The sequence below is a fragment of the Vibrio sp. 10N.239.312.C11 genome, from assembly GCF_041466065.1.
Classification (GTDB): domain Bacteria; phylum Pseudomonadota; class Gammaproteobacteria; order Enterobacterales; family Vibrionaceae; genus Vibrio; species Vibrio tasmaniensis_A.
Map to the genome: position 1 here is coordinate 48,706 of NZ_JBFSRZ010000013.1, position 21,867 is coordinate 70,572.

The 21,867-nt window shown below is 43.2% G+C and carries 14 protein-coding genes and 1 pseudogene; 4 read left to right on the forward strand and 11 right to left on the reverse strand.

Annotated elements, in window-relative coordinates; all coding sequences use genetic code 11:
• Positions 1–46 precede the first annotated feature (46 nt).
• Complete coding sequence (gene queE, locus AB6D07_RS08175) at positions 47–715, forward strand: 7-carboxy-7-deazaguanine synthase QueE (RefSeq protein ID WP_017098536.1); 669 nt, start codon at positions 47–49, stop codon at positions 713–715.
• Positions 716–775: 60 nt separating this feature from the next.
• Positions 776–1,471 carry a 7-cyano-7-deazaguanine synthase QueC gene (gene queC, locus AB6D07_RS08180; protein WP_017103076.1) on the forward strand — a complete coding sequence of 232 codons (696 nt, stop codon included), beginning with the start codon at positions 776–778 and terminating at the stop codon, positions 1,469–1,471.
• On the opposite strand, the gene AB6D07_RS08185 is transcribed toward queC, so the two are convergent.
• From AB6D07_RS08185 to AB6D07_RS08200, 4 genes are all read right to left on the reverse strand, one after another.
• Positions 1,431–3,464: a tetratricopeptide repeat-containing diguanylate cyclase gene (locus tag AB6D07_RS08185; RefSeq protein WP_017103075.1), complete on the reverse strand. Its 2,034-nt coding sequence runs from the start codon at positions 3,462–3,464 to the stop codon at positions 1,431–1,433. The genes queC and AB6D07_RS08185 overlap by 41 nt on opposite strands.
• A gap of 162 nt (positions 3,465–3,626) precedes the next feature.
• A complete protein-coding gene (locus AB6D07_RS08190) occupies positions 3,627–3,977 on the reverse strand; it encodes a DUF2750 domain-containing protein (RefSeq protein ID WP_017062305.1) in 351 nt (116 codons plus the stop codon).
• Positions 3,978–4,108: 131 nt separating this feature from the next.
• Positions 4,109–4,723, reverse strand: coding sequence for an OmpA family protein (locus tag AB6D07_RS08195; protein WP_017103074.1), 615 nt, complete (start codon positions 4,721–4,723; stop codon positions 4,109–4,111).
• Complete coding sequence (locus tag AB6D07_RS08200) at positions 4,723–6,030, reverse strand: TolC family outer membrane protein (protein ID WP_009846631.1); 1,308 nt, start codon at positions 6,028–6,030, stop codon at positions 4,723–4,725. The genes AB6D07_RS08195 and AB6D07_RS08200 overlap by 1 nt, the downstream gene beginning before the upstream one ends.
• Positions 6,031–6,430: 400 nt before the next feature.
• Here AB6D07_RS08200 and AB6D07_RS08205 point away from each other — a divergent pair, with 400 nt between their 5' ends.
• Positions 6,431–14,005, forward strand: coding sequence for a VCBS domain-containing protein (locus AB6D07_RS08205; protein ID WP_372140710.1), 7,575 nt, complete (start codon positions 6,431–6,433; stop codon positions 14,003–14,005).
• A 92-nt stretch (positions 14,006–14,097) separates the two neighbouring features.
• Here the strand turns inward: AB6D07_RS08205 and AB6D07_RS08210 are convergent, their stop codons facing one another.
• Both AB6D07_RS08210 and AB6D07_RS08215 read right to left on the reverse strand, forming a co-directional pair.
• Positions 14,098–15,291 (reverse strand): class I SAM-dependent methyltransferase, encoded by a 1,194-nt coding sequence (locus tag AB6D07_RS08210; RefSeq protein ID WP_017103465.1) that lies wholly within the window; start codon positions 15,289–15,291, stop codon positions 14,098–14,100.
• Between the two features lie 129 nt (positions 15,292–15,420).
• Positions 15,421–16,832 (reverse strand): annotated as a pseudogene (locus tag AB6D07_RS08215) (methyl-accepting chemotaxis protein).
• Between the two features lie 88 nt (positions 16,833–16,920).
• On the opposite strand from AB6D07_RS08215, the gene yccX reads away from it, so the two are divergent.
• The gene (yccX, locus tag AB6D07_RS08220; protein ID WP_017103467.1) at positions 16,921–17,211 is read left to right on the forward strand and encodes an acylphosphatase; all 291 of its coding nucleotides are present in this window, start codon (positions 16,921–16,923) and stop codon (positions 17,209–17,211) included.
• A 54-nt stretch (positions 17,212–17,265) separates the two neighbouring features.
• Here yccX and AB6D07_RS08225 read toward each other — a convergent pair whose 3' ends face one another.
• The 5 genes from AB6D07_RS08225 to AB6D07_RS08245 form a co-directional block, all read right to left on the reverse strand.
• Complete coding sequence (locus AB6D07_RS08225; protein WP_029223000.1) at positions 17,266–17,595, reverse strand: TusE/DsrC/DsvC family sulfur relay protein; 330 nt, start codon at positions 17,593–17,595, stop codon at positions 17,266–17,268.
• Between the two features lie 159 nt (positions 17,596–17,754).
• Positions 17,755–18,420, reverse strand: a complete 666-nt coding sequence (locus tag AB6D07_RS08230) for a Bax inhibitor-1/YccA family protein (RefSeq protein WP_017103469.1) — start codon at positions 18,418–18,420, stop codon at positions 17,755–17,757.
• A 313-nt stretch (positions 18,421–18,733) separates the two neighbouring features.
• Positions 18,734–19,498: an amino acid ABC transporter ATP-binding protein gene (locus AB6D07_RS08235; RefSeq protein ID WP_009846639.1), complete on the reverse strand. Its 765-nt coding sequence runs from the start codon at positions 19,496–19,498 to the stop codon at positions 18,734–18,736.
• 22 nt (positions 19,499–19,520) lie between these two features.
• Positions 19,521–20,618 carry an amino acid ABC transporter permease gene (locus tag AB6D07_RS08240; RefSeq protein WP_009846640.1) on the reverse strand — a complete coding sequence of 366 codons (1,098 nt, stop codon included), beginning with the start codon at positions 20,616–20,618 and terminating at the stop codon, positions 19,521–19,523.
• A 1-nt stretch (position 20,619) separates the two neighbouring features.
• Positions 20,620–21,825, reverse strand: coding sequence for an amino acid ABC transporter permease (locus AB6D07_RS08245; RefSeq protein WP_017103470.1), 1,206 nt, complete (start codon positions 21,823–21,825; stop codon positions 20,620–20,622).
• Positions 21,826–21,867: the final 42 nt, after the last annotated feature.

Here is a 21,867-nt window from a genome sequence, read left to right on the forward strand (position 1 = left end):
GGTCTGCGGTTGATTAATTTCATCAAATGATTGAGCTGAGGGTAAGTTGTACAAGATTAATGAAATGTTTGAAACCATCCAGGGCGAGGGCGTATTTACCGGCGTTCCTGCTGTTTTTGTTCGACTGCAAATTTGCCCTGTAGGCTGTTCTTGGTGTGATACCAAACAGACTTGGGAAGCGTTGCCGGAAGATGAAACGAGCCTTGGTGATATTATGGTTAAGACAGAGGATTCACCGACTTGGTCTGCAATTGATGCGCAAGGAATCGTGAATGAATATATCAAGCAAGGTTACACCGCGAAGCACATTGTGATTACTGGTGGTGAGCCGTGCATCTATGATCTTGTCCCTCTTACTGAAGCATTTGAGCAGCACGGTTGTCGCTGTCAGATTGAGACCAGCGGAACATCAGAAGTAAAAGCCACACTGGATACTTGGGTTACGGTGTCACCAAAAATCGCAATGAAAGCCAAATTGGATATCCTTGATAGCGCACTCGTTCGTGCGAATGAAATTAAGCATCCAGTAGGCACAAGCAAAGACATCGAACAACTTGACGGTTTATTGGAGCGAGCTGCGGTTGCTAGCGACACTGTTATCGCTCTGCAACCAATCAGCCAAAAAGACCGCGCTACTCAGCTTTGTATTGATACCTGCATTGAGCGTAATTGGCGCTTATCAATACAAACTCACAAATATTTGAGCATCGCATAGGTTGCATTTGTTTACTGGCCTAGATAAGTCGCTAGTAGAAGATTCTCGTAAGGATTTAAGATGAAAAAAGCAGTGGTAGTATTCAGTGGTGGTCAAGACTCAACAACGTGTCTTGTTCAAGCTTTAAAAGAGTATGATGAAGTTCATGCGATTACGTTTGATTATGGTCAGCGCCATAGACTCGAGATTGAAGTGGCTGAGTCGTTGTCAAAAGATCTTGGTGTGAAAGCACACAAAGTGATGGATGTGACTCTGTTGAATGAACTGGCTATCAGCTCTCTGACTCGCGACGATATCCCTGTGTCTCATGAGCTACAAGAGAATGGACTACCAAACTCTTTTGTTCCTGGTCGTAATATTCTGTTCTTAACTTTGGCGGGTATTTACGCTTACCAAATCGGTGCAAATACCGTAATCACGGGCGTGTGTGAAACTGATTTCTCAGGCTACCCTGATTGTCGTAATAACTTTGTGAAAGCGATGAACTCTGCGCTTGTACAAGGTATGGACAAGCCGCTTGATATTAAAACACCGTTAATGTGGTTAAACAAGGCTGAGACATGGGCGTTAGCAGACCAGTACTCAGCACTTGAGCTTGTTAGAAACAAAACACTGACTTGTTACAACGGCATTGTTGGTGATGGTTGTGGCGATTGCCCTGCATGTGAACTGCGTAAAGTTGGCCTTAACGACTACCTAGGTGATCGCGAGGGTATTATGGCTGATTTGGTTCGTAAACAGGCTGAGAATAAATAACATCAGGTGAGTCTATTGGGTCGTTATAAGCATCGATGATGCAGTTTCGACCATTACTCTTCGCTTGATAAAGTGCTTGGTCAAGAACCGAGTATAAGTCATCAAAGTCACTTAATGCGTTTGAGGTTGCTAGATAAGCAAAACTCGCGGTTACATTAAGTGGCTTTTTGCTTTCTGATAAGAAAACTGCACTCGAAATAGCATAATGTAACTCCTCTACACGCTCTTGTACTTCAGCTGGTTTTGTATCAGTAAGCATAATCAGAAATTCTTCGCCGCCTAAGCGCCCGAACAGCTCACCTTTAATTAAATGTTGTCTTATTTGCTGACTTATATGAACGAGTGCTCTATCACCAGTAGGGTGGCCATATTGGTCATTAATTTTCTTGAATTTATCTAGATCGAGCAAAACGAGAACATGTTGTTTTTCTGTTCCTTTGCAGGCTTTGATACGCTTGATTCTTCGTATTATCTCGGTCCGACTATACGCCTTTGTCATGGCATCGATTGCTGCTTTTGCACGAATGGCCTTATTTGTGAAGATCATAAAGCTAGCCGCACACAGCAATAGAATAACAATCATGTTATACACCACCCTTTGATGTTCCATCTTTTCGATTTGAAGTCGGTCTAAATTTGCTTGATGTCTCAGGAAAGAACTCTCTAGTTCTTTTTCGTACCTAGCATGAGCTAGATCTAGTGCTTCAAAAGCCAACCTGTTATCTATATCTCGGGTTTCGAACTGTATTAAGGAGTATCGCTGATAGAAATAGAAAGCTTGCTTGTAATCGCTGAGTGTCTGATGAATATCAGATAGTTGAAGTAGTGCTTGAGCGGTGTACTTATGTCTTGTGACTTGTTCGGATAGCTCCAAAGCTTGTTGTGCATAATTGAGCGCTTCCGTTTTAAGTTTTTGGTCTTCGAACATATCGCTGATTGCTAAGAAAGCATTGATTCGAATGACATCGTTGTTTAGCTTGCTTGAAGCCGATAGAGACTCTACTAGGTAGTCTCTCGCCAAATCATAGTTCTTCGTCTGCGTGTATGCTTTTCCTAAACCAAGAGTTGTTAGCGCAATGCCGTAGCTATGAGATGATGTAGTCAACAGTGCTTTTGCTTTTTGAAAGTGATTAATTGCTAGGTCACTTTGTCCTTGATTAAGGTAAAGATCTGCAAGGCTATGATGAACTTGTGCTTTCATCAAATCAGAAGCATCCGATCTCAGAGCGAGTGCTTCTATGAGGTACTCTGCCGATTTATCATATTGCTTTAACTCTTTGAGCAAATTACCCACATCGTTATAGATCCCCGAAATATCGTGTCCTTGTGGGAACACGCTTATCAGTGATAGGTAAGTATCTAGAGCGGCTTGATAGTCGCTGCGGAAATGGTGATTGTTAGCGATCACTCGATAAGTGCCAAATTTTGGTAATACAGGGTCAGCAATGTCATGTAAATCCGACTGAAGTGCAGAACAATAATAGTTCGCTTGATGATATTTAGCTTGCTCATTGAGAGAACGACATAATTGGTATTTTAATAATGCTCTACCTGTAACATCGTTGATTGATTGCATTTTTACTAATATGGACAAAAAGCCTTGCTGAGCTTCTTTGTACTGACCTTGTCCATCATTTACTAGGGCATTAATAAACGCTTGTTCTATCGCTTGGTAGTCACTGTCGTTTGAAGCGATTCCATAAAACGGTTGATCGCGCTGGCTCATGTATTGATATAGCAGTGCCGAAAGGTAGAGCTTATCCCCGTAGGTTGTTGAACTCGTGTAGCGTGTTTGCAGCATGTTCAATGCGCGCGAAGGGGAATGAGTTAGAGTCGAGAGATAGAGTGCGTTCCAATCAGCATTTGGAGTTGTGTGGGGAGCTAATGCCGAGGAGCTAATTGTTGGATAAGGTTCATGATCCAATGTTGATGCTTGGCTAAAAGAATAAAGATTGATGAAAAGCAGAAAGGCAATGAAAATGGAGTGAATCACGAGATAATATCAATCAGATAAAGAACGGTATTCTATTGATAGTTTGATATTGCTTCAATTTTTTTGGCGAGTTAATGGTTTTTTATGTGAGGTAAATCTCTAATTCTCAATGGCTTATCATAGGTAACCGGTCGTACGCTATTGTACGACCGATCTTGGAAGCTAGATGTATAATTTCGCTAGATCAGAAGGCTCAAGTTCTTTACCTTCCAATGTTGCATTCCAGTTAGTACCAACAAGAACACCATCTTCAGCTAGGGTCAGTAACCAATCTTCTACAAAGATATCTAGTGGGATTTCTAATACTTCGAAGTCTGCCCACTCTTCAACGTTGTGAGTCTGAGCGTCCTCTTTTGAAGACCAGAACGGCATCACTTCACTGTTTTCGAATTCACTTGAGTCACATGCTAGCCAACCTTCTTCGTTGCGAAGGCCCCATACCAGTTTAGTTTCTTGTGTTTCAGAAACGAAAAGTTCTAGATTTGCTTGAGTATCAGCGGTTAGTTTGCTCATGAATAATTTCTCTATGTTGATAACAAGACAAGATTAACATTATACAAGGGGTAGGTATATGGCGATCAAGGAATTATAAGGATACTGAAACGCTTACCAAACGTTTCAGTATGGTTTGGGTGCGGTAGAATCTATTTGCCGATTTTAGTAAATATATGCCACTCTTCTTTGATGTTGCCTTTAAATCCGACAACAGAAGCTACAACTTTTCTGTTCAGTGCATGATTGGTTTCAGTGTCATTATCACGGAAGCCTGCATCTCCGTACCCTACGGTATAGACTCTTGATGGCGGGATACCATTGCTGATGAGCGCACGTCTTACATTGACCGCACGTTCTTCTGAGAGCTTGAGATTGTATTCGGCATTACCTACTTTACTAGCATAACCTTGCAATTGAATACTTGTGTTTTCGTAACGCTTTAGAAACGCAGCCATTTGACGAATTTGGCTCAGAAACACAGGTTTAATTTCTGCAGAGTCATTGGCAAATAAAATATGAAGATCTTTTTCTTCGCTAGACTCGAAATACGAGCCACAGCCATCATTATCTATTTCAGCGCCTATTTGTGTGTCTATACATAAATCGCGAGCGTTGATAACACCATCATTATCATCATCTTCGAGATCATAACTTTGTGTGGTGCTAGGAAGAGCACGATAAGTGAATTCATCATTTGTTTCAGCCATGATGTTGGCAGAAGCAACCACGAAGCATAGTGGGAGTATAGTTTTGAGAAGCTTCATTAATATTCTACCTTTTCATTCCATTCTTGTGGAGTCTCTACACGTAACCCTGTTAATAGGTTACCTGTAGCATTCATGACTCTATACTTTGCGTACTGTACATCGTACTTAGCGTCTAAAAATCCCTTACGTGCTTCGAAGAGTTCATTTTCAGTGTTAAGTAGATCGAGAAGGGTACGCTTACCAATTCGGTATTGTTTTTCATAAGAGATAACGGTGTCAGAAGCCGAGTCTACGTGATCCGACAAGAAATCTTTCTGCTGAACGGTTAAGTCAAGAGCGCTCCATGAAAGGCGTAAGCTTTCTTCTACATTGCGGTAAGTACTCTCACGTAGGTCTTTTGCTTTGTTGAGTTGATAAGCGGCACTTTCGGCACGGTCTTGATCGGCTCCACCGTTATAGAGATTGTACTTTAAGCGGAGCATCGCAGAAAATTCATCGCTGTTGCCTTTCGTACCACCTGCATCATCGCGCCACCTTTGAGCTGCTTCAAAAGAAACAGTTGGGTAGTTGGTACTCTTCGACTGCTTGTATTGGAACTTCGCTGAATCTACGTCAGCTTGTGCAATTTTGATAACCGGGTGTTGGTTAAAGGCTTTTGCCAAAGCACCGTCGATCGTATAAGGAATAGAGCCTGCGTCAGCACGTGGATATACCAAGCCTAGTGGGGCTTGGCCAACAAGGCGTTTGAATTGAGTATGGGCATCAAATAAATTATTTTGAGCTGCCAGCAAATTACCATGAGCTTTTGCAATACGAGCTTCCACCTGAGACATGTCTGCTGTAGACCCAATGCCTGAATCAACTCGTTTCTTGATATCTATATAGATATTTTTGTGCGTCGCGAGATTGTTTTCAGAAAGTGTAAGCACTTCATAAGCTTTAACGGAATCAAGATAAACTTTGGTTACTTGCAGTGCAATATCTTGAGCGCTAGATAGTAATTGATAACGGACAGACTCTGCATCAGCAGCGGTACGATCAATGTCGTTAGAAGTATTAGCGCCATCCCAAATGAGTTGTGTCAACGTAATTGCTGCTTCTTTACGCGTTAGATCTGTTGAGCTCGAATTCGTAGCCAAATCCGTATATTCGTAACCAATGCCACCGTCTAAATCTATACTCGGGCGGTAAGCTCCACCAGAAGCATCGTTAAGGTAACGTTGACTAACGTACTGGTTATATGCCGCTTTGATTTCAGGGTTACTTTCTAAAGTAAACGCGACGGCTTGCTCTAAGGTTTGCGCGCTAGCCGGTAAACTGAGTGCAATAGCCAACCCTAATGTAGTCGTTTTAATCCAGTTCAATTTCAATCTCCCAAAAATGGAGTATCACCTAAGTTTGTCGCTTTTAAGCTTGAATATATCAAATTTAGATGAACCGCCAAAAAAATAACGAATGCTCAATGAGTATTCGTAAATGGTTGTAAAGTTGTTAACCGATCGCCGTACAATTTAAGTCGATTTTGAGTACTTAAATTTGATTTGAGTGTTTGGGTTATCTTTCCCTAAGACAATAACTTATATGGAAGTTTTCGTCATCTTAATTATCACTCAGTGACCGTTATCATTCGTTTACATTGTAAGTTATTAAAGATGTAATTCATAGCTAGGAATTATATGACATTAGATGTTATATTGTCACTAGATTATAAGATTGATGTCACTATTTTGACGTCGCAAACAGAAAATGAGCTTAGGGATTTATATGGACATGACAGTATTGAATGCGAGCGGTGCATTAGCATTAGGTCAACGCATTGTTATTTCGATAGATGGCACAATCAAGGTCCTAGAAGACGGCCAGCCATTACAAGCTGGGGATGTCATTTTAGAATCCCAAAATGAAAGTTCTGAATCTCAGATTTCAGTTAAGCGCTTTGCGTCACAAGGAAAAGATGGCGGTGAAGTCGATCTTGACCAAGACATTGAAAACATTTTTGCCGCTTTAGAAGAAGGGCAAGATCCTACAGAGTTGGGTGAAGAGTTTGCAACTGCGGCAGGTGTACGAGGTTCGAGCCTAGTTAGCAGTGGAACTATTGAACGTGATGGTGACGAAACCATCCCAGCTACCGAATTTGTAACAACAGGTTTCGAAGGCCTGGGTTTGTCTCGTACTCAAAGCTTAAGTTTGCTTGATCTATTCCGCTCAGTGGAAGTCGAGCCAACAGTAAGTATTGAAGACAGCCAAATCATTAATGAAGGCTCAACAGCAATTTTCGACGTAAGTCTAAGTAAAGCTGCGTCAGGCGATGTAAGCGTTACGCTTGAGACGTTATACGGAACGGCAACAGCGGACGACATCACAAGCATTGTGGTGAAAGATGCCGCGGGTAACGTAGTGACACCTAACGCTGACGGCTCTTACACCGTCAAAGCCGGTGAAACTAAGTTAGTCGTTGAAGTCGAGACCAAAGACGACGGCACATATGAAGGCGATGAGAAGCTGAGCCTGAAAGTAACTGGCGCCACGGGCGTGACAGGCTCAGGTACTGGCGAGTTGACCATCAAAGATGACGGCACCGGCCCTGTTGACCCAACCGATCCTACTCCCCCAGTGAATCCAGACGATCGCCCAACGGTGAGCATCGAAGACAGCAAAGTGATTAACGAAGGCTCGACAGCGAGCTTTGATGTGAGCTTAAGCAAAGCCGCGTCAGTCGACGTGAGCGTAACGCTAGAAACCCTTTACGGTACCGCAACAGCGGATGATATCACCAGCATTGTGGTGAAAGATGCGTCGGGTAACGTAGTAACACCTAACGCGGGCGGCTCTTACACCGTAAATGCGGGTGAAACTAAGTTAGTCGTTGAAGTCGCGACCAAAGACGACGGTACGTTCGAAGGCGATGAGAAACTGAGCCTGAAAGTGACCGGCGCAACAGGCGTGACAGGCTCTGGTACGGGCGAGCTAACCATCAAAGATGACGGCACAGGCCCTGTTGACCCAACCGATCCTACTCCGCCAGTGAATCCAGATGACCGCCCATCGGTGAGCATCGAAGACAGTAAAGTGATTAACGAAGGCTCGACAGCGAGCTTTGATGTGAGCTTAAGCAAAGCCGCATCAGTTGACGTGAGCGTAACGCTAGAAACCCTTTACGGCACCGCAACAGCGGATGATATCACCAGCATTGTGGTAAAAGATGCCGCAGGTAACGTAGTAACACTTAACGCTGATGGCTCTTACACCGTAAAAGCGGGTGAAACTAAGTTAGTCGTTGAAGTCGAGACCAAAGACGACGGCACATACGAAGGCGATGAGAAGCTGAGCCTTAAAGTGACGGGCGCCACCGGCGTGACAGGCTCAGGTACGGGCGAGTTAACCATCAAAGATGACGGTACTGGCCCTGTTGACCCAACCGATCCTATTCCGCCAGTGAATCCAGATGATCGCCCAGCGGTGAGCATCGAAGGCAGTAAAGTGATTAACGAAGGCTCGACAGCGAGCTTTGATGTGAGCTTAAGCAAAGCCGCATCAGTCGACGTGAGCGTAACGCTAGAGACCCTTTACGGCACCGCAACCGCGGACGATATCACAAGCATCGTTGTGAAAGATGCCACGGGTAACGTAGTAACACCGAACGCTGACGGCTCCTACACCGTCAAAGCGGGTGAAACTAAGCTAGTCGTTGAAGTCGCGACCAAAGACGACGGTACGTACGAAGGCGATGAGAAACTGAGCCTGAAAGTGACCGGCGCAACAGGCGTGACAGGCTCAGGTACGGGCGAGTTAACCATCAAAGATGACGGTACTGGCCCTGTTGACCCAACCGATCCTATTCCGCCAGTGAATCCAGATGACCGCCCGTCGGTGAGCATCTCCGGTGGCGGTGATGTGAACGAAGGCAGCACCGCGAACTTCACTGTGAGCTTGAGCGCGGCAGCGAACACAGACGTGACCGTGCAATTGACGTTAGACCACGACGAAGCGGAAGTGGCGGACATCAAATCGTACGAGTACGAAACCGCACCAGGCGTGTGGACCGTGGTGCCAGCGAACGGCATCTTGACCATTGCCGCGGGCGTGAAAGATGTGAACGTTCGCGTAGTCACTGAAAATGATGACGTCTACGAAGGCAGCGAAAGCTTCAACGTCAGCGTGGCGGGGGCAACCGGCACCATCACGGATCCAGATAGCGCGAAACAAAGTGCGACGGCGACCATCAAAGACGATGGTACCGGTACGGTAGATCCAGATCCGGTAGACCCAACCAAGCCGGTGACGCCAGATAACGATAAACCTAAATTGAGCATAGATAGCCCTAATTCTGTAGATGAAGGAGATATCGCTACGTTTGATGTTTCTATAGATAGCACTACAGAAATTCCTATGACGTATAACATAGAGGCATTGGTTGGAAGCAGATATACCGCAAGTCAAAATGACATTTCAATTGATAGTATTACTTACCAAATAACTAAAAACGGTATTACTACAACAGAAGTCGCGAAGTTCGAAAATGGAAAAGTAACAATACCTGCAGGTGTGAAGACGTTTAAAATTAATGTGCAGGCTAAGCAAGATCAAATTGATGAGTTAAATGAAAACTTTGGCATCAAAGTAACAAACGTAGGTAACCATACCGATAATTCATCAGTGACAGGGAAAACAGTTATTCATGGTGATAATTTAACTGATAAGGGTTCTGTGACAGAGGATGTGAACGTAAGTATATCGCATACCATAGAAACCAATGGCACTCTAAAAGTGGCTAATACCAACGGTGATGGAACGTTCGATACTAATGTTATATGGAAAGGAATCAGTAGCAATGACGACAGCACTGGAGTGGCGAAGCCAACAAGCGAGCTTGGTAGCTTAACGATCGATGCCCAAGGAAACTGGACGTTCAAAGTTGATAATGAAAACCCATTTGTGCAAGGCTTGAAAGACGGTGAGAGCATCGTACAAGTGTACGAAGTGACGTCGAAAGACGGCACGGCGAAACAAAATGTCACCATCACCATCAATGGCGCGGACGACGATTCGACCATCACGGTAACGGGCGACAACGACAAAGGCAGCGTGACCGAAGACACGGACGTGAAGGCGGGCGACTTGCTCGTGACGAGCGGCGAGTTATCCATCAGTGACGCGGATGGCGACAACGCGTTCAACACCACGCCAGTGTTCAAGAGCATTGTGAGCACCGACGATTCAGGCAATCACCCGACGACAGCGCTTGGCCAGTTTGCGATCAACGCGGCGGGCAAGTGGACGTTCAACGTCGACAATAACAGCGCACTTGTGCAGGGTCTGAAAGAAGGCGAGAGCATCGTACAAGTGTACGAAGTGACGTCGAAAGACGGCACGGCGAAACAAAATGTCACCATCACCATTACGGGCACCAACGAAGCCCCAGCTGTTACTAACGATAGCTACACCGTTGTAGAAGGTTCAACAGTGACAGGCAACTTTATTACTGATGATACTGGTAATGGTGTGGATAGTGATTTCGAAGGTGATACCTTAACTGTTACTCAAATTAATGGGCAAAATTTAGTCTTTGATTCAAACGGAAAAGCTAATGTTGTCGTAGGGAATGGTGTTTTAACAGTTGATGCAGGCGGTAACTTTACTTATGCACAAAATGGTAAAGATCCATTAGCAACGCCACCAACATTTACTTATACAGTCACAGATGGAACAGACACAGCAACAGCGACAGTCACGATCAATGAAACAGAGTTTGTTGATAAAATAACAGTCCACGATGCTGTAGCAGTGAAAGAGGGTGATGTTGCTGAGTTTAAGGTGGAGTTGAACCAAGCATCATCAGAAAAACAGTATGTTAAATTTGAAGCGACAACGAATGGTTACGATACCGAATTTGATGATATTGATACCAATAGCCTAACTTACGAATACAAAGATGCTAACGGCGATTTCCAAGTTGCCAATGTCGTTAACGGTTATGTTGAAATTCCAGCGGGTACTACCGAACTTCGTGTAACGGTGCAAACCGTGCAGGATGAGAAATTCGAATGGACCGAACGTTTTGGGTTACACATTGTTGATACAAAATCTCAGGTAGGTGGAACTTCAAGTATTGATGAAGCGAATTCTGATCTGAAAGGTCAAGGTACAATCAAGTTAGATCATACAGATAACCCTACGCTTACATTGACGAATGCTAATGCTGTTGATGAAGGAAGCACGGCCGTATTTGATGGGAAACTATCGAATGTGTCTGAAGCGTCGATTGAGATGAAAGTCGAGTTTGAATTTTCTAGTGGCGTTGGCAAAGCAAACCTTGAGGATTTAGCTGCAGACAGTAGTAAGCCGTTTGCTGGGGTTACAGTCACTTATGTTTCTGGCGGAGAGATTGAGACTATTTCGGTAAATGAAGTGAATGGAACATTCACACTTCCTGCGAAAGTTACGGATTTCAAAGTTAATGTAGATACAGTAAATGATAACCGTTTCGAAACATCAGAAGACTTTGGAATTAAGTTGAGTGAGATACCTTTCCAATCTTCAACTGATGCTAGTAAAGATGTAATCATTAATCACGGTCAGCACGGTGTATCAGCTACGGGCTCTATAAATGAAGACGCTTCTGATAAACCATCTGTAAATGTTGCTAATGCTCGTGCGGTAATTGAGGGGGGGGCTTTAGAGTATAGCGTTTTACTGACAGGTTCTTCTGATGTAGACGTGACATACTCATTTAACTTCCCGAATAGTAGTGATGTTAGAAAAGCAGACATTTCGTTTACGGATGGCGTTAAACTGAGTGCAGATAAGCAATCTATTATTGTGCCTAAAGGCGTATCTTACTTTAAAGTTATTGTTCCGACATTAGATGACGTTCTTGTAGAAAATACTGAAAATTACACGATTACTATTGGTGGCGACACAGGTACTGGCTCGATACTCGACAATGAAGTTGCACCTGTCATCAGGAATCAATCAGTCAGTGTGTCTGAAGAAGCTCTTAGTGGGGGTATTACGGATACGATAGGTTTGCCGAGTGATTCTACTGATGGACACTCTGTTCAGGGGGATTTGTCTATTACCGATGCCAATGGTAACTGGTCTGACACTGTATTTAGTGAATCAAGTTCAATTACAGTAACAACATCAACTGGCCAACCTCTGACATCTGAAGGGCATACAATTACTTGGAGTGTATCAAATAATGGTCACACACTTCTTGGCGAAGCTAACGGTAAACCTGTTATTGAAGCGACTTTAAATAGTAGTGGACATTATGAGGTACAACTTAAAGCTCCTATTGATCACCCTAACACCAGTGGGGAAGATAACTTATCGATTCATATTCCAGTGATTGCTAAGGATACTTCCGGGTTGTCTAGCTCTGGAGGTCAGATTACGGTTTCAATTGAAGACGACCAGCCAGATGCTAAATATCAAGAAATTGATACGACTATTGATACTCAAGGCACTAATGTTCAGCTTATTTTGGACGTTTCTATATCAATGGAAGGAGGTCGTCTTGATGTTCTGAAAGCGTCTGTATTGCAAATGCTTAGTCAATACTCAGGAGCATCAGATAATGTCCGTGTTCAGCTTATAACATTCAACTATAACGTTTCTCTGATTGAGCATAATAACAAAGCATGGATGACTGTCGACGAAGTGAAGGATTATATCAACGACCTACAGGCCGGAGGTGGTACAGCTTATGATGATGCGATACAGGGTGGTAAGAATTATTGGAATACTGACTCCAATTTACGCATACCTAACGCAAATAACGTCAGTTATTTCATCAGCGATGGCGCAACACATGAAGATGATAAAATAGATAGATATGAAGAGGCTTCATGGAAGCAGCATTTAACTACTAACAATATTACCGCGCACGCAGTTGGAATTGATCTAAAAGTTAGCAAATATCAGATAAACAAAGTTGCATATGATGGAACAGGTCCCAAAGATAAAAACGCAGAGTTTATTGATGATGAATCTCAGCTGAGTGATGCACTTATTCATTCAATCGTACAAAACGTAACAGGTTCAATCTCAGATAGCGGTTCTGGTTTTGGAGCAGATGGTGGTTACGTAAGTCAAATCAAATTTGGAACTGGTTCATTTGACTTTAATGGTTCGACTATCTCAACGTCGGGAACTATGCCTTCGAATATCAGCTACTCTAAGGATGAAGCAACGAACAAATTAACCATAACCGTCGATGGTAAGTTCGTATTCGTAATTGACCTTGACACCGGAGCGTATAAGTTTAGTGGTAAACCCCAAGATAAGCCTTCAACACTTAATTTTGATTACACACTGAAAGACGGTGATGGTGATACTAGTAGTAATAAGTTGGTGTTTAATGTTCCTGCTAGTAAATCCGGTTTAGATATTAGTGCGCCAGGTGATGCGGTCGATACTCTTAAGCTATACCACCATCAAAATGGTAATGCTAAGCTCCGATGGAGCTCTGTTGAAAGGGATTCAACAACAGAGTATTTCACGAAATCAGAAGTGGCTAATGGATTTAAAGTAAATGTTGGTGCTGGAGGAGATCATGTACACCTTGGAAAAGGCGACGATATCATTTGGCTTGGTGACAGTCATTCAAAGTTAGATGATACAGCGGGTGATAGTGCATCTAAGCAGGCTAACGCTCAAGCGACATTAGAATCATTTACTAACGGTTCAGACAGTAGCTTGTTAGCATCAAACAGTAATGGTGAAGGTGCAGCCTTTAATAACTCTATGCCGAGTCAAAGTAACGCGTATTTAGATATTGCTCATAGTGGTGCTGGCGATGATTATGTATACGGTGAAAAAGGTATAGATGTCATTTTCGGTAGTGCTGGTAATGATTACCTAGATGGCGGACAAGGTAATGATGGCCTCCGAGGTGGAACGGGCAACGATACAGTTAAAGGTGGTGCTGGTGAAGATATTCTTATCGGTGGTCTTGGTAACGATATATTAACTGGCGGCAGTGATGACGATATCTTTAAGTTTGTGGATCAAGACACGACTAGTTCTCGGAATGACATTAGAGATGGTGAAAGAGATGTTATTACTGACTTTACAAAGGGACAGGATAAGATAGATTTATCAGAACTACTGCACACAGATGCGAATGATACTATAGACAGTTTACTTAAGAGTAATCAAATTGGTGTTGTTGAAGGTAACGGTGATTTAACTGTTACAATCTCTCAAGCAGGGACTTCGGTTGGTGAGAATAGTCAACAAATTGTTCTTGAAGGTGCTGCTGGCCAGTACGCGGGGCTATCTGAGAGTGCAATCCTAAGTGATTTACTGAAGATATACGATACAACAAGCAACTAAACAAAAAGGGCCGAAAGGCCCTTTTTTATATCTTAATTTAGTAAAGTAATCGCGCTTAAGAAACCTTACGTTGAGGTTGCAACACCCTACAGTTACAACACTTTACAGGCAAAACCTTTTAGGTAGAAGCCTTCTGGGTACGCTGTATCTGTTAGGTGGTCAGCGGCTTGCTCGAAGCGCTCGACAAATTTAACGGTTCTTCCTGCATCTAGAGCAGCGTCAGCGATGATTTTTTGGAATAAATCAGTGCCCATCAAGCCAGAGCAAGAGTAGGTGAGTAGAGTGCCACCAGGGTTTAAGATTTGCATTGCAAGCATGTTTACATCTTTGTAGCCGTTAGCTCCTGATGTTAGGTTATTTTTGCTTGAAACGAACTTTGGTGGGTCCATGATCACGACGTCAAACTTAGTGCCTTGATCTCGGTATTCACGAAGTAGTTTAAATACGTCTGCGTTTAGGAATACAGCGCGTTTTTTTGAGATATCAAACTCATTGAGTTCAGCGTTGAACTTAGCTGTATCAAGAGCAAGTTGAGATACGTCTGCGTTGATTACACGTTTTGCGTTGCCTTTCAGTGCGTAAAGACCAAATCCGCCAGTGTATGAGAAACAGTTAAGCACATCTTTGCCTTTAACATACTTCATTGATTCTTTACGGCTATCACGTTGGTCCATGTAGAAGCCAGTTTTGTGGCCTTCCATGATGTTTACGCTGATTTTGACGCCGTTTTCTTCAATGACGATAGATTTTGGTGGCTCTTCACCGTGAAGTACACCAACAACTTGTTCTAGGCCTTCTTTTTTACGAACTGCTACGTCTGAACGCTCGTAAATATTACAGTCTGGGAAGCATTCAATTAAAGCTTCAACCAATACGCTCTTATTGAATTCAGCGCCCGCACTTAGTAGTTGGCAAACTAGGTAGTCTTGATATTTGTCGATAGTGATACCTGGCAGTCCATCAGACTCTGCAGCGGTAAGGCGGTAGCCAGTTAAACCATCACGCTCAATGATGTCTTCACGCAGTGATTGCGCGTCTTGAATTCGTTTTACGAAGAACGCTTTGTTAATTTCTTCTTTTTCAAATGTCCAAACACGAGCTCGAATTTGAGATTCTGGTGAGTAAGCCGCTTTTGCTAGCCATTGACCATTCTGAGCATATACGTCTACAGTTTCACCTTGTTGTGGTTCGCCTTCGACCTTATCGATACCGCGTGAAAATACCCAAGGGTGTTTACGGCGTAGTGATTTATCTCGGCCTTTAGCTAGATGAATTGAAGGAGTCATAATTTACTCTGTTTGTTGAATTTGAAGGAGGGGTATTGTCGGGGAAGTACAAGGGAAAAGCAAATAAGAAAGGGCTGCAAAAGCAGCCCTTGTATTGAACCATCATTAGATGGTGGCTAGATGTCAGTATTAAGCTTTAAGACCTGTCAGTAAATCTTCCATCGTATCGCTCTGCTTACGAAGTTGGTCAACGTTAGAGTTACTTTTACTGATCATCTCGCAGATGCCGTCTGATTGATGACGAATCTCTTCAACGCTTTGTGCAATGTTATCCGCAACGACACCTTGCTCTTCTGCAGCAGTAGCAATTTGCGTACTACTATCAGAAATAGACTGGTTTTTCTCAGCTAAAGAACCGATCTCAACGTTCACTTCCGACATCAGTGTTTGGCTTTCATTGGCATTGTTTACTGTCACTTCCATCAGTTTTGTTAATGATTGGCTGTTACGCTGTTACGCTGTAACGACTCGATCATGCTCTGGATTTCAACTGTCGCTTGTTGAGTTCGTCCGGCAAGAGCGCGAACTTCATCAGCAACAACTGCAAAACCACGGCCTTGCTCTCCAGCTCGAGCAGCTTCAATCGCAGCGTTTAGCGCTAACAGGTTAGTTTGTTCAGAGATACCATTGATGGTTGCGACTACTTCATCGATCTGCGCTGCATTAGCATCGAGTTCTTCTACTGCTTGCGAAGCCGATTGAATCTCTTGGGATAAGCTAGAGATCGATTCCAAAGTATTAGAAACCTTAACTTGACCACTTTGTGCGACACCACGAGCGTCCATTGTTTGAGTGCTTGAATCATGGGCAAGGGTAGCGACTTCGCGAATCGTTGCTGCCATTTGTTCAGTTGCGCTGGCGAGGCTATTCAAGTGCTCTTGTTGATTACTTGAGATATCTGAGCTTTGTTGTGTTGACTGGTTCAAATCTGAGCTGATTTGCTGCATGAGAGCAACGGACTCTTGGATTGAGAGAACCATGTTTTGTTCACGCTCGGCTACCTTATCGATAGTAATAGCTATTTCACTGAACTCATCACGAACTAAAAAGTAGTTCATACGACAAGTTAAATCGCCACTTGCAAGTGTGCTGAGTGCTTTGTTCATCGAGAACATAGCGCCACCAATGAAAGTCATGATGTAGTAAACCCCCAGAGCTATCAGCGTGAGAGTTACCGCAATAATCGAAACCTGAGTTGTAGATAGAGCTGACCATAAGTTTTGGTCATGGCTTGCGACCAAACTGAAGGCGCCATTCATGACAGAAACAGATCCTGCGCCATATCCTAAAGAGATGGTGTCAGAATTGCTAATGAGTTGAGCGACCTGATCTTTGGTGAGTTGTCCAGCTTCAATCAGCCCTTTCATCAGGTGTAATTCATCCTGGTAAAGGTGAGTAAGTAAAGAGTCCGCGGCGCTATCTAAAACTAGAGTAAGTATAACCAGGGCGATAAGAGGAAATAAGAATAGTAGATAGAACTTTTCTTGGATTTTTAGGTGAATGAGATATTTGTCAATCCAACGAAACGGGATTTCTTTCATAATTGTAATACTCGAAGTAAGCCCACCAATAAATGGTGAATGAATAGAATCGCAACTATATCATCCATATAATTTATGAGGCAACGTTATGGAAACTCTGCAGTATATTTTTGTCGTGTCAGGCGTAGTTCAGTGTGTTGGATTTCGTTATCACACCAGTAGGCAGGCGCTGGATTTGGGCATTTCCGGCTATGCAAAGAACCTAAATGATGGTCGAGTTGAAGTGTTAGCAGTCGGAGAGGTGCTGAAACTTGAGAAGTTACACGCTTGGCTTAATCTTGGACCACCGAGCGCAACAGTGGACAACGTAGAAGTGCATCAAGTTAAACACAATGAGCGGCGGCAGGACGTACGTGTAGGGGAGTTTAAAATACTGTAGGACACTACAGTATTTAACTTTTTACGTTGAGATCAACCTAGCGCTATTTTAGTTCTACAAGCATTTTGCTGGTTTAGGTAAACCGGCGAGCTTGGTTGCTTGTTTGGCAGGGCCTTTTTTGAATAATTTGAAAAGGTACTTACTGTTGCCTTTTTCTGGGCCGTGCGCTTTTTCCATTGCTTTAACGAGCATGCGAACCGCTGGTGAGGTGTTGAACTCTTCGTAAAAGCTCCTTACAAAATGTACGACTTCTAAGTGTGCATCAGTAAGTTCAATTTCCTCATCTTGAGCAAGAATTTCAATCATACCTTCTTCCCATTGAGTGTAATCCAACAGATAACCTTGAGTGTCGGTTTCGATTTGCTTGCCGTTATATTCAAACATGTTTAATCCAGAGTCCAATTAACTATCTGGATAGGGTACATGACCAAGTTTATCTTTCTCAATAGAAATTGTAGCTATCTCAAAAAATATTGCACTTATGGATAAAAAAAGCCCAAGAGATAGGCTCTTGGGCTAGATATGATTCAGTGATGGAAGCGATTAGTCGTCGTTACCCATAATGCCTAAGATGCTTAGTAGGCTGATGAAGATGTTGTAGATAGAAACATACAAGCTAATCGTTGCAGAGATGTAGTTCGTTTCACCACCACGAATGATGCTTTGCGTTGTTAGCAAGATTACACCAGTCGAGAATAGGATAAACATACCGCTCATTGCCAGTGATAGTAGTGGCATTTGTAGGAAGATGTTTGCAACCATGCCGACTAGCAGAACAACGAAACCAGCTATTAGCATGCCGTTAAGGAATGAAAGGTCACGTTTAGTTGTTAGGGCGTAAGCAGATGCAGCCATAAATGCCAGTGCAGTACCGCCAAGTGCAGTTAGGATGACATCACCCATGCCTGCGCCAACGTACATGTTTAAGATTGGACCGATGGTGTAGCCTAAGAAACCTGTAAATAGGAATGTGAAGACTAGACCCATGCTGTTGTCACGGTTCTTTTCTGTTAGGAATAGAAGGCCGTAGAAACCAACTAGCATAATGATAAGACCAGGGCGAGGAAGGTTCATCGCCATAGATACGCCTGCTACTACAGCAGACCAAAGTAGTGTCATAGACAGTAGTGCGTAGGTGTTACGCAACACTTTATTGGTTTGCAGAGCACTTTCTTGAGATGCTGTGCGTGAAAACATAGGGCTGTTCATAATCTTCCTCGTAAGGTGACTTCAATAGTTATTAGTACATTTATGGGGCTGAAAGTTCGAAAAATCAAGTCTTTCATTCCTCTTGTATACCTAAAATAATAATCAAAATAGTCGGTTAAGTGTTTCTGAAGGTGTAACAAAGTATTTCTAATGACGATAAAGTGTCGCTAACACTCGATGTTCAAACTTTTATAGTTACTGGCTAATGATTTATAACCTTTGGAAAACGAACGATAACATCGAAAAATAAAAAGAACATCGAAAAATAAAGAGGCGACCTAAGCCGCCTCTGTAGTTTATGCATCATAACATATTAATGGTGCAAGATTTGGCTCAAGAAGTTCTGCGTCCTATCCGATTGTGGGTTTTCAAAGAAGTCGACAGGGTTGTTCTCTTCTATGATTTCACCGGCATCCATAAAGATAACGCGATCTGCGACCTCTTTAGCAAAGCCCATCTCGTGCGTTACACACAACATTGTCATCCCTTCTTCGGCCAATTCGACCATTACGTCTAATACTTCACGAACCATTTCTGGGTCTAGTGCCGATGTTGGTTCATCAAATAGCATAACCTGAGGGTTCATACACAAAGAACGAGCGATTGCCACACGTTGCTGTTGTCCACCTGACAGTTGGCCTGGGAATTTATCCGCTTGTTCAGGGATTTTTACACGCTCAAGGAATTTCATCGCGATGGCTTCGGCTTCCTCTTTAGGCATCTTTTTGACCCAAATAGGGGCTAGAGTACAGTTCTCTAATACCGTCAGATGTGGAAACAAGTTGAAGTGTTGAAAACACATACCAACATCTCGGCGCACGGCTTCAATGTTTTTTAGGTCTTCCGTCAATTCATTACCTGAAACGAAGATATGACCCTTTTGGTGTTCTTCCAACCGGTTGATACAACGGATCATCGTTGATTTTCCTGAGCCAGAAGGGCCACAGATAACGATTTTTTCGCCTTTCTTAACCTCTAGATTGATGTTTTTAAGTACGTGGAATTCGCCGTACCATTTGTTCATGTCTTTTAACTCGATCATAAGACCTTGAGAGTTGTTTTCTGTTTGCTGCGTCATAATACGTCCTTGATCTTGTTAATTATCGTTTGTGACCGGTGTGAAGTCTGTTTTCCAGCCAAATCGAGTATCTCGACATGCCAAAACAAAACACCCAGAACACTAACGCGACAAATACATAACTTTCTGTTGAATACCCAAGCCACTCAGGGTCGGTATTCGCGGCTTGGCCAATCCCTAGTACATCAAACATACCGATAATCAAGACTAGACTGGTATCTTTGAACAAACCAATAAAGGTATTCACAATTGAAGGAATCGTGATTTTAAGAGCTTGAGGCAGAATGATAAGCCCCGTTTTTTTCCAATAGCTCAACCCTAGAGCGTCAGCGGCTTCGTATTGACCTTTTGGTATTGCTTGCAAACCACCACGGATTACTTCCGCCATATAAGCAGCACTAAACAGTACTACCCCAACAAGCGCACGTATCAGTTTATCGGTCTCCATCCCCTCTGATAAAAAGAGCGGAAGCATTACCGAGGCCATGAATAGAACCGTAATCAGTGGTACACCACGCCAGATTTCGATGTAAACGGTACACATACTGCGGATGATTGGCATCTCTGAACGACGCCCTAGCGCCAGTGCGACACCGATAGGCAGTGATACAACGATACCAACAAGTGCGATGATTAGTGTAACCAGTAGGCCGCCCCATTTATGGGTATCAACAACCTCTAGACCAAATACACCACCGTATAGTAAGCCTGCAATGATAAACGGGTAGATGTTTACGAAGAATAACCAAATCCACGTACGCTTAGGTGTTTTTTCGTAAGCTAACAAAGCAACAAAAATCGCTAATGTTGCGTAGAAAAAGCGAGGACGCCACAGTTCCGCTTCTGGGTAGAAGCCGTACATGAATTGGTCCCAACGAACGCTGATAAAAACCCAACAAGCGCCTTCGCTAGTACAGGCATCGCGTGTTGTTCCTATCCAGTCAGCGCTCAAGAATGCCCAATCAGCTATTGCCCATAATAAAGTGAAAGCAAAGTAAGCAAGCACCACAGTGACGACACTGTTAATTGGTCCATTAAATAGATTTTTTCTTAACCAACCGACAGGTCCAACAGTATTCGCTGGAGGCGGAAGATCAGGTTGAAATTGATGTGTACTCATCTTATCTCTCCACCAACGCTACTTTGCGGTTGTAAATGTTCATTAGAGCGGATGTCAAAAGGCTTAGAGTTAAGTAGACGCCCATTGTCATCGCGATTACTTCGATAGCTTGTCCAGTTTGGTTCAATGTTGTCCCTGCAAAGACAGATACAAGATCGGGATAACCAATGGCCATCGCAAGTGATGAGTTTTTGGTCAGGTTTAAATACTGACTAGTTAGTGGTGGGATAATAATTCTTAATGCTTGCGGAATAATGACTAACTTAAGAGTTCTTGTTCGCGGGAGCCCTAGAGACATAGCAGCCTCTGTTTGCCCATGGTTTACCGCATTAATACCTGAACGCACAATTTCGGCGATGAATGCTGCTGTGTAGATACTTAAAGCGAGCATCAATGCTGCCAATTCAGGAATGATGCTGATACCACCTTTGAAGTTAAACCCTTTCAGAACAGGGTACTCCGCAGAGATAGGCATACCCATAACAAAGTAAGTGACTAATGGTAAGCCCACAATCAGCGCCGCAGCAATTCGCAACATTGGTGTTTGTTGGCCGGTTAGTTTTTGTTTGTTATTAGCCCAGATGTTGATAACAAAAGTAGCGATGATACCGACAATCAATGATGCGATGACAATGCTACTGCCTTGTTCTAATACTGGAGCTGGGAAGTACAAACCACGTACATTCAAGAAAATAGCTTCACCCAGGCTCATACTCTGACGAGCGGAAGGCAATGCTTGTAGAACGGCGAAATACCAAAAAAATATTTGTAGAAGAAGAGGGATATTTCGGAATATCTCAATGTAGACAGCTGCAAATCGGCTAACTAGCCAGTTTGAAGATAGCCTAGCGATACCCATACTAAAGCCCAGTACTGTGGCTAACATGATGCCTAATACTGAAACTAAAGTGGTATTGAGAAGACCGATAAAGAATGTACGACCGTATGAGAATGTTTCGTCGTATTCAATCAGTGTTAAGCCGATACCAAAACCAGCTTCTTGGGAGAGAAAATCAAAACCAGTGGCGATACCACGGGAGTCTAAGTTTGTGAGTGCATTATTTACAATCGTGTAAAAGAAAGCACAAAGCGCCGCGACGGCGAGAATTTGGAAAACAATTGAGCGAAAAGTGGGGTTGTAAAAAAGGTTGGCACTTTTGGGCTGTGGTTTTTCTTGAGTTGGAGAAATAGTTTCATTAGGTTTCATACTGCTATAACCTCAAATCCATTTAATAAATAGGGCGGAAAA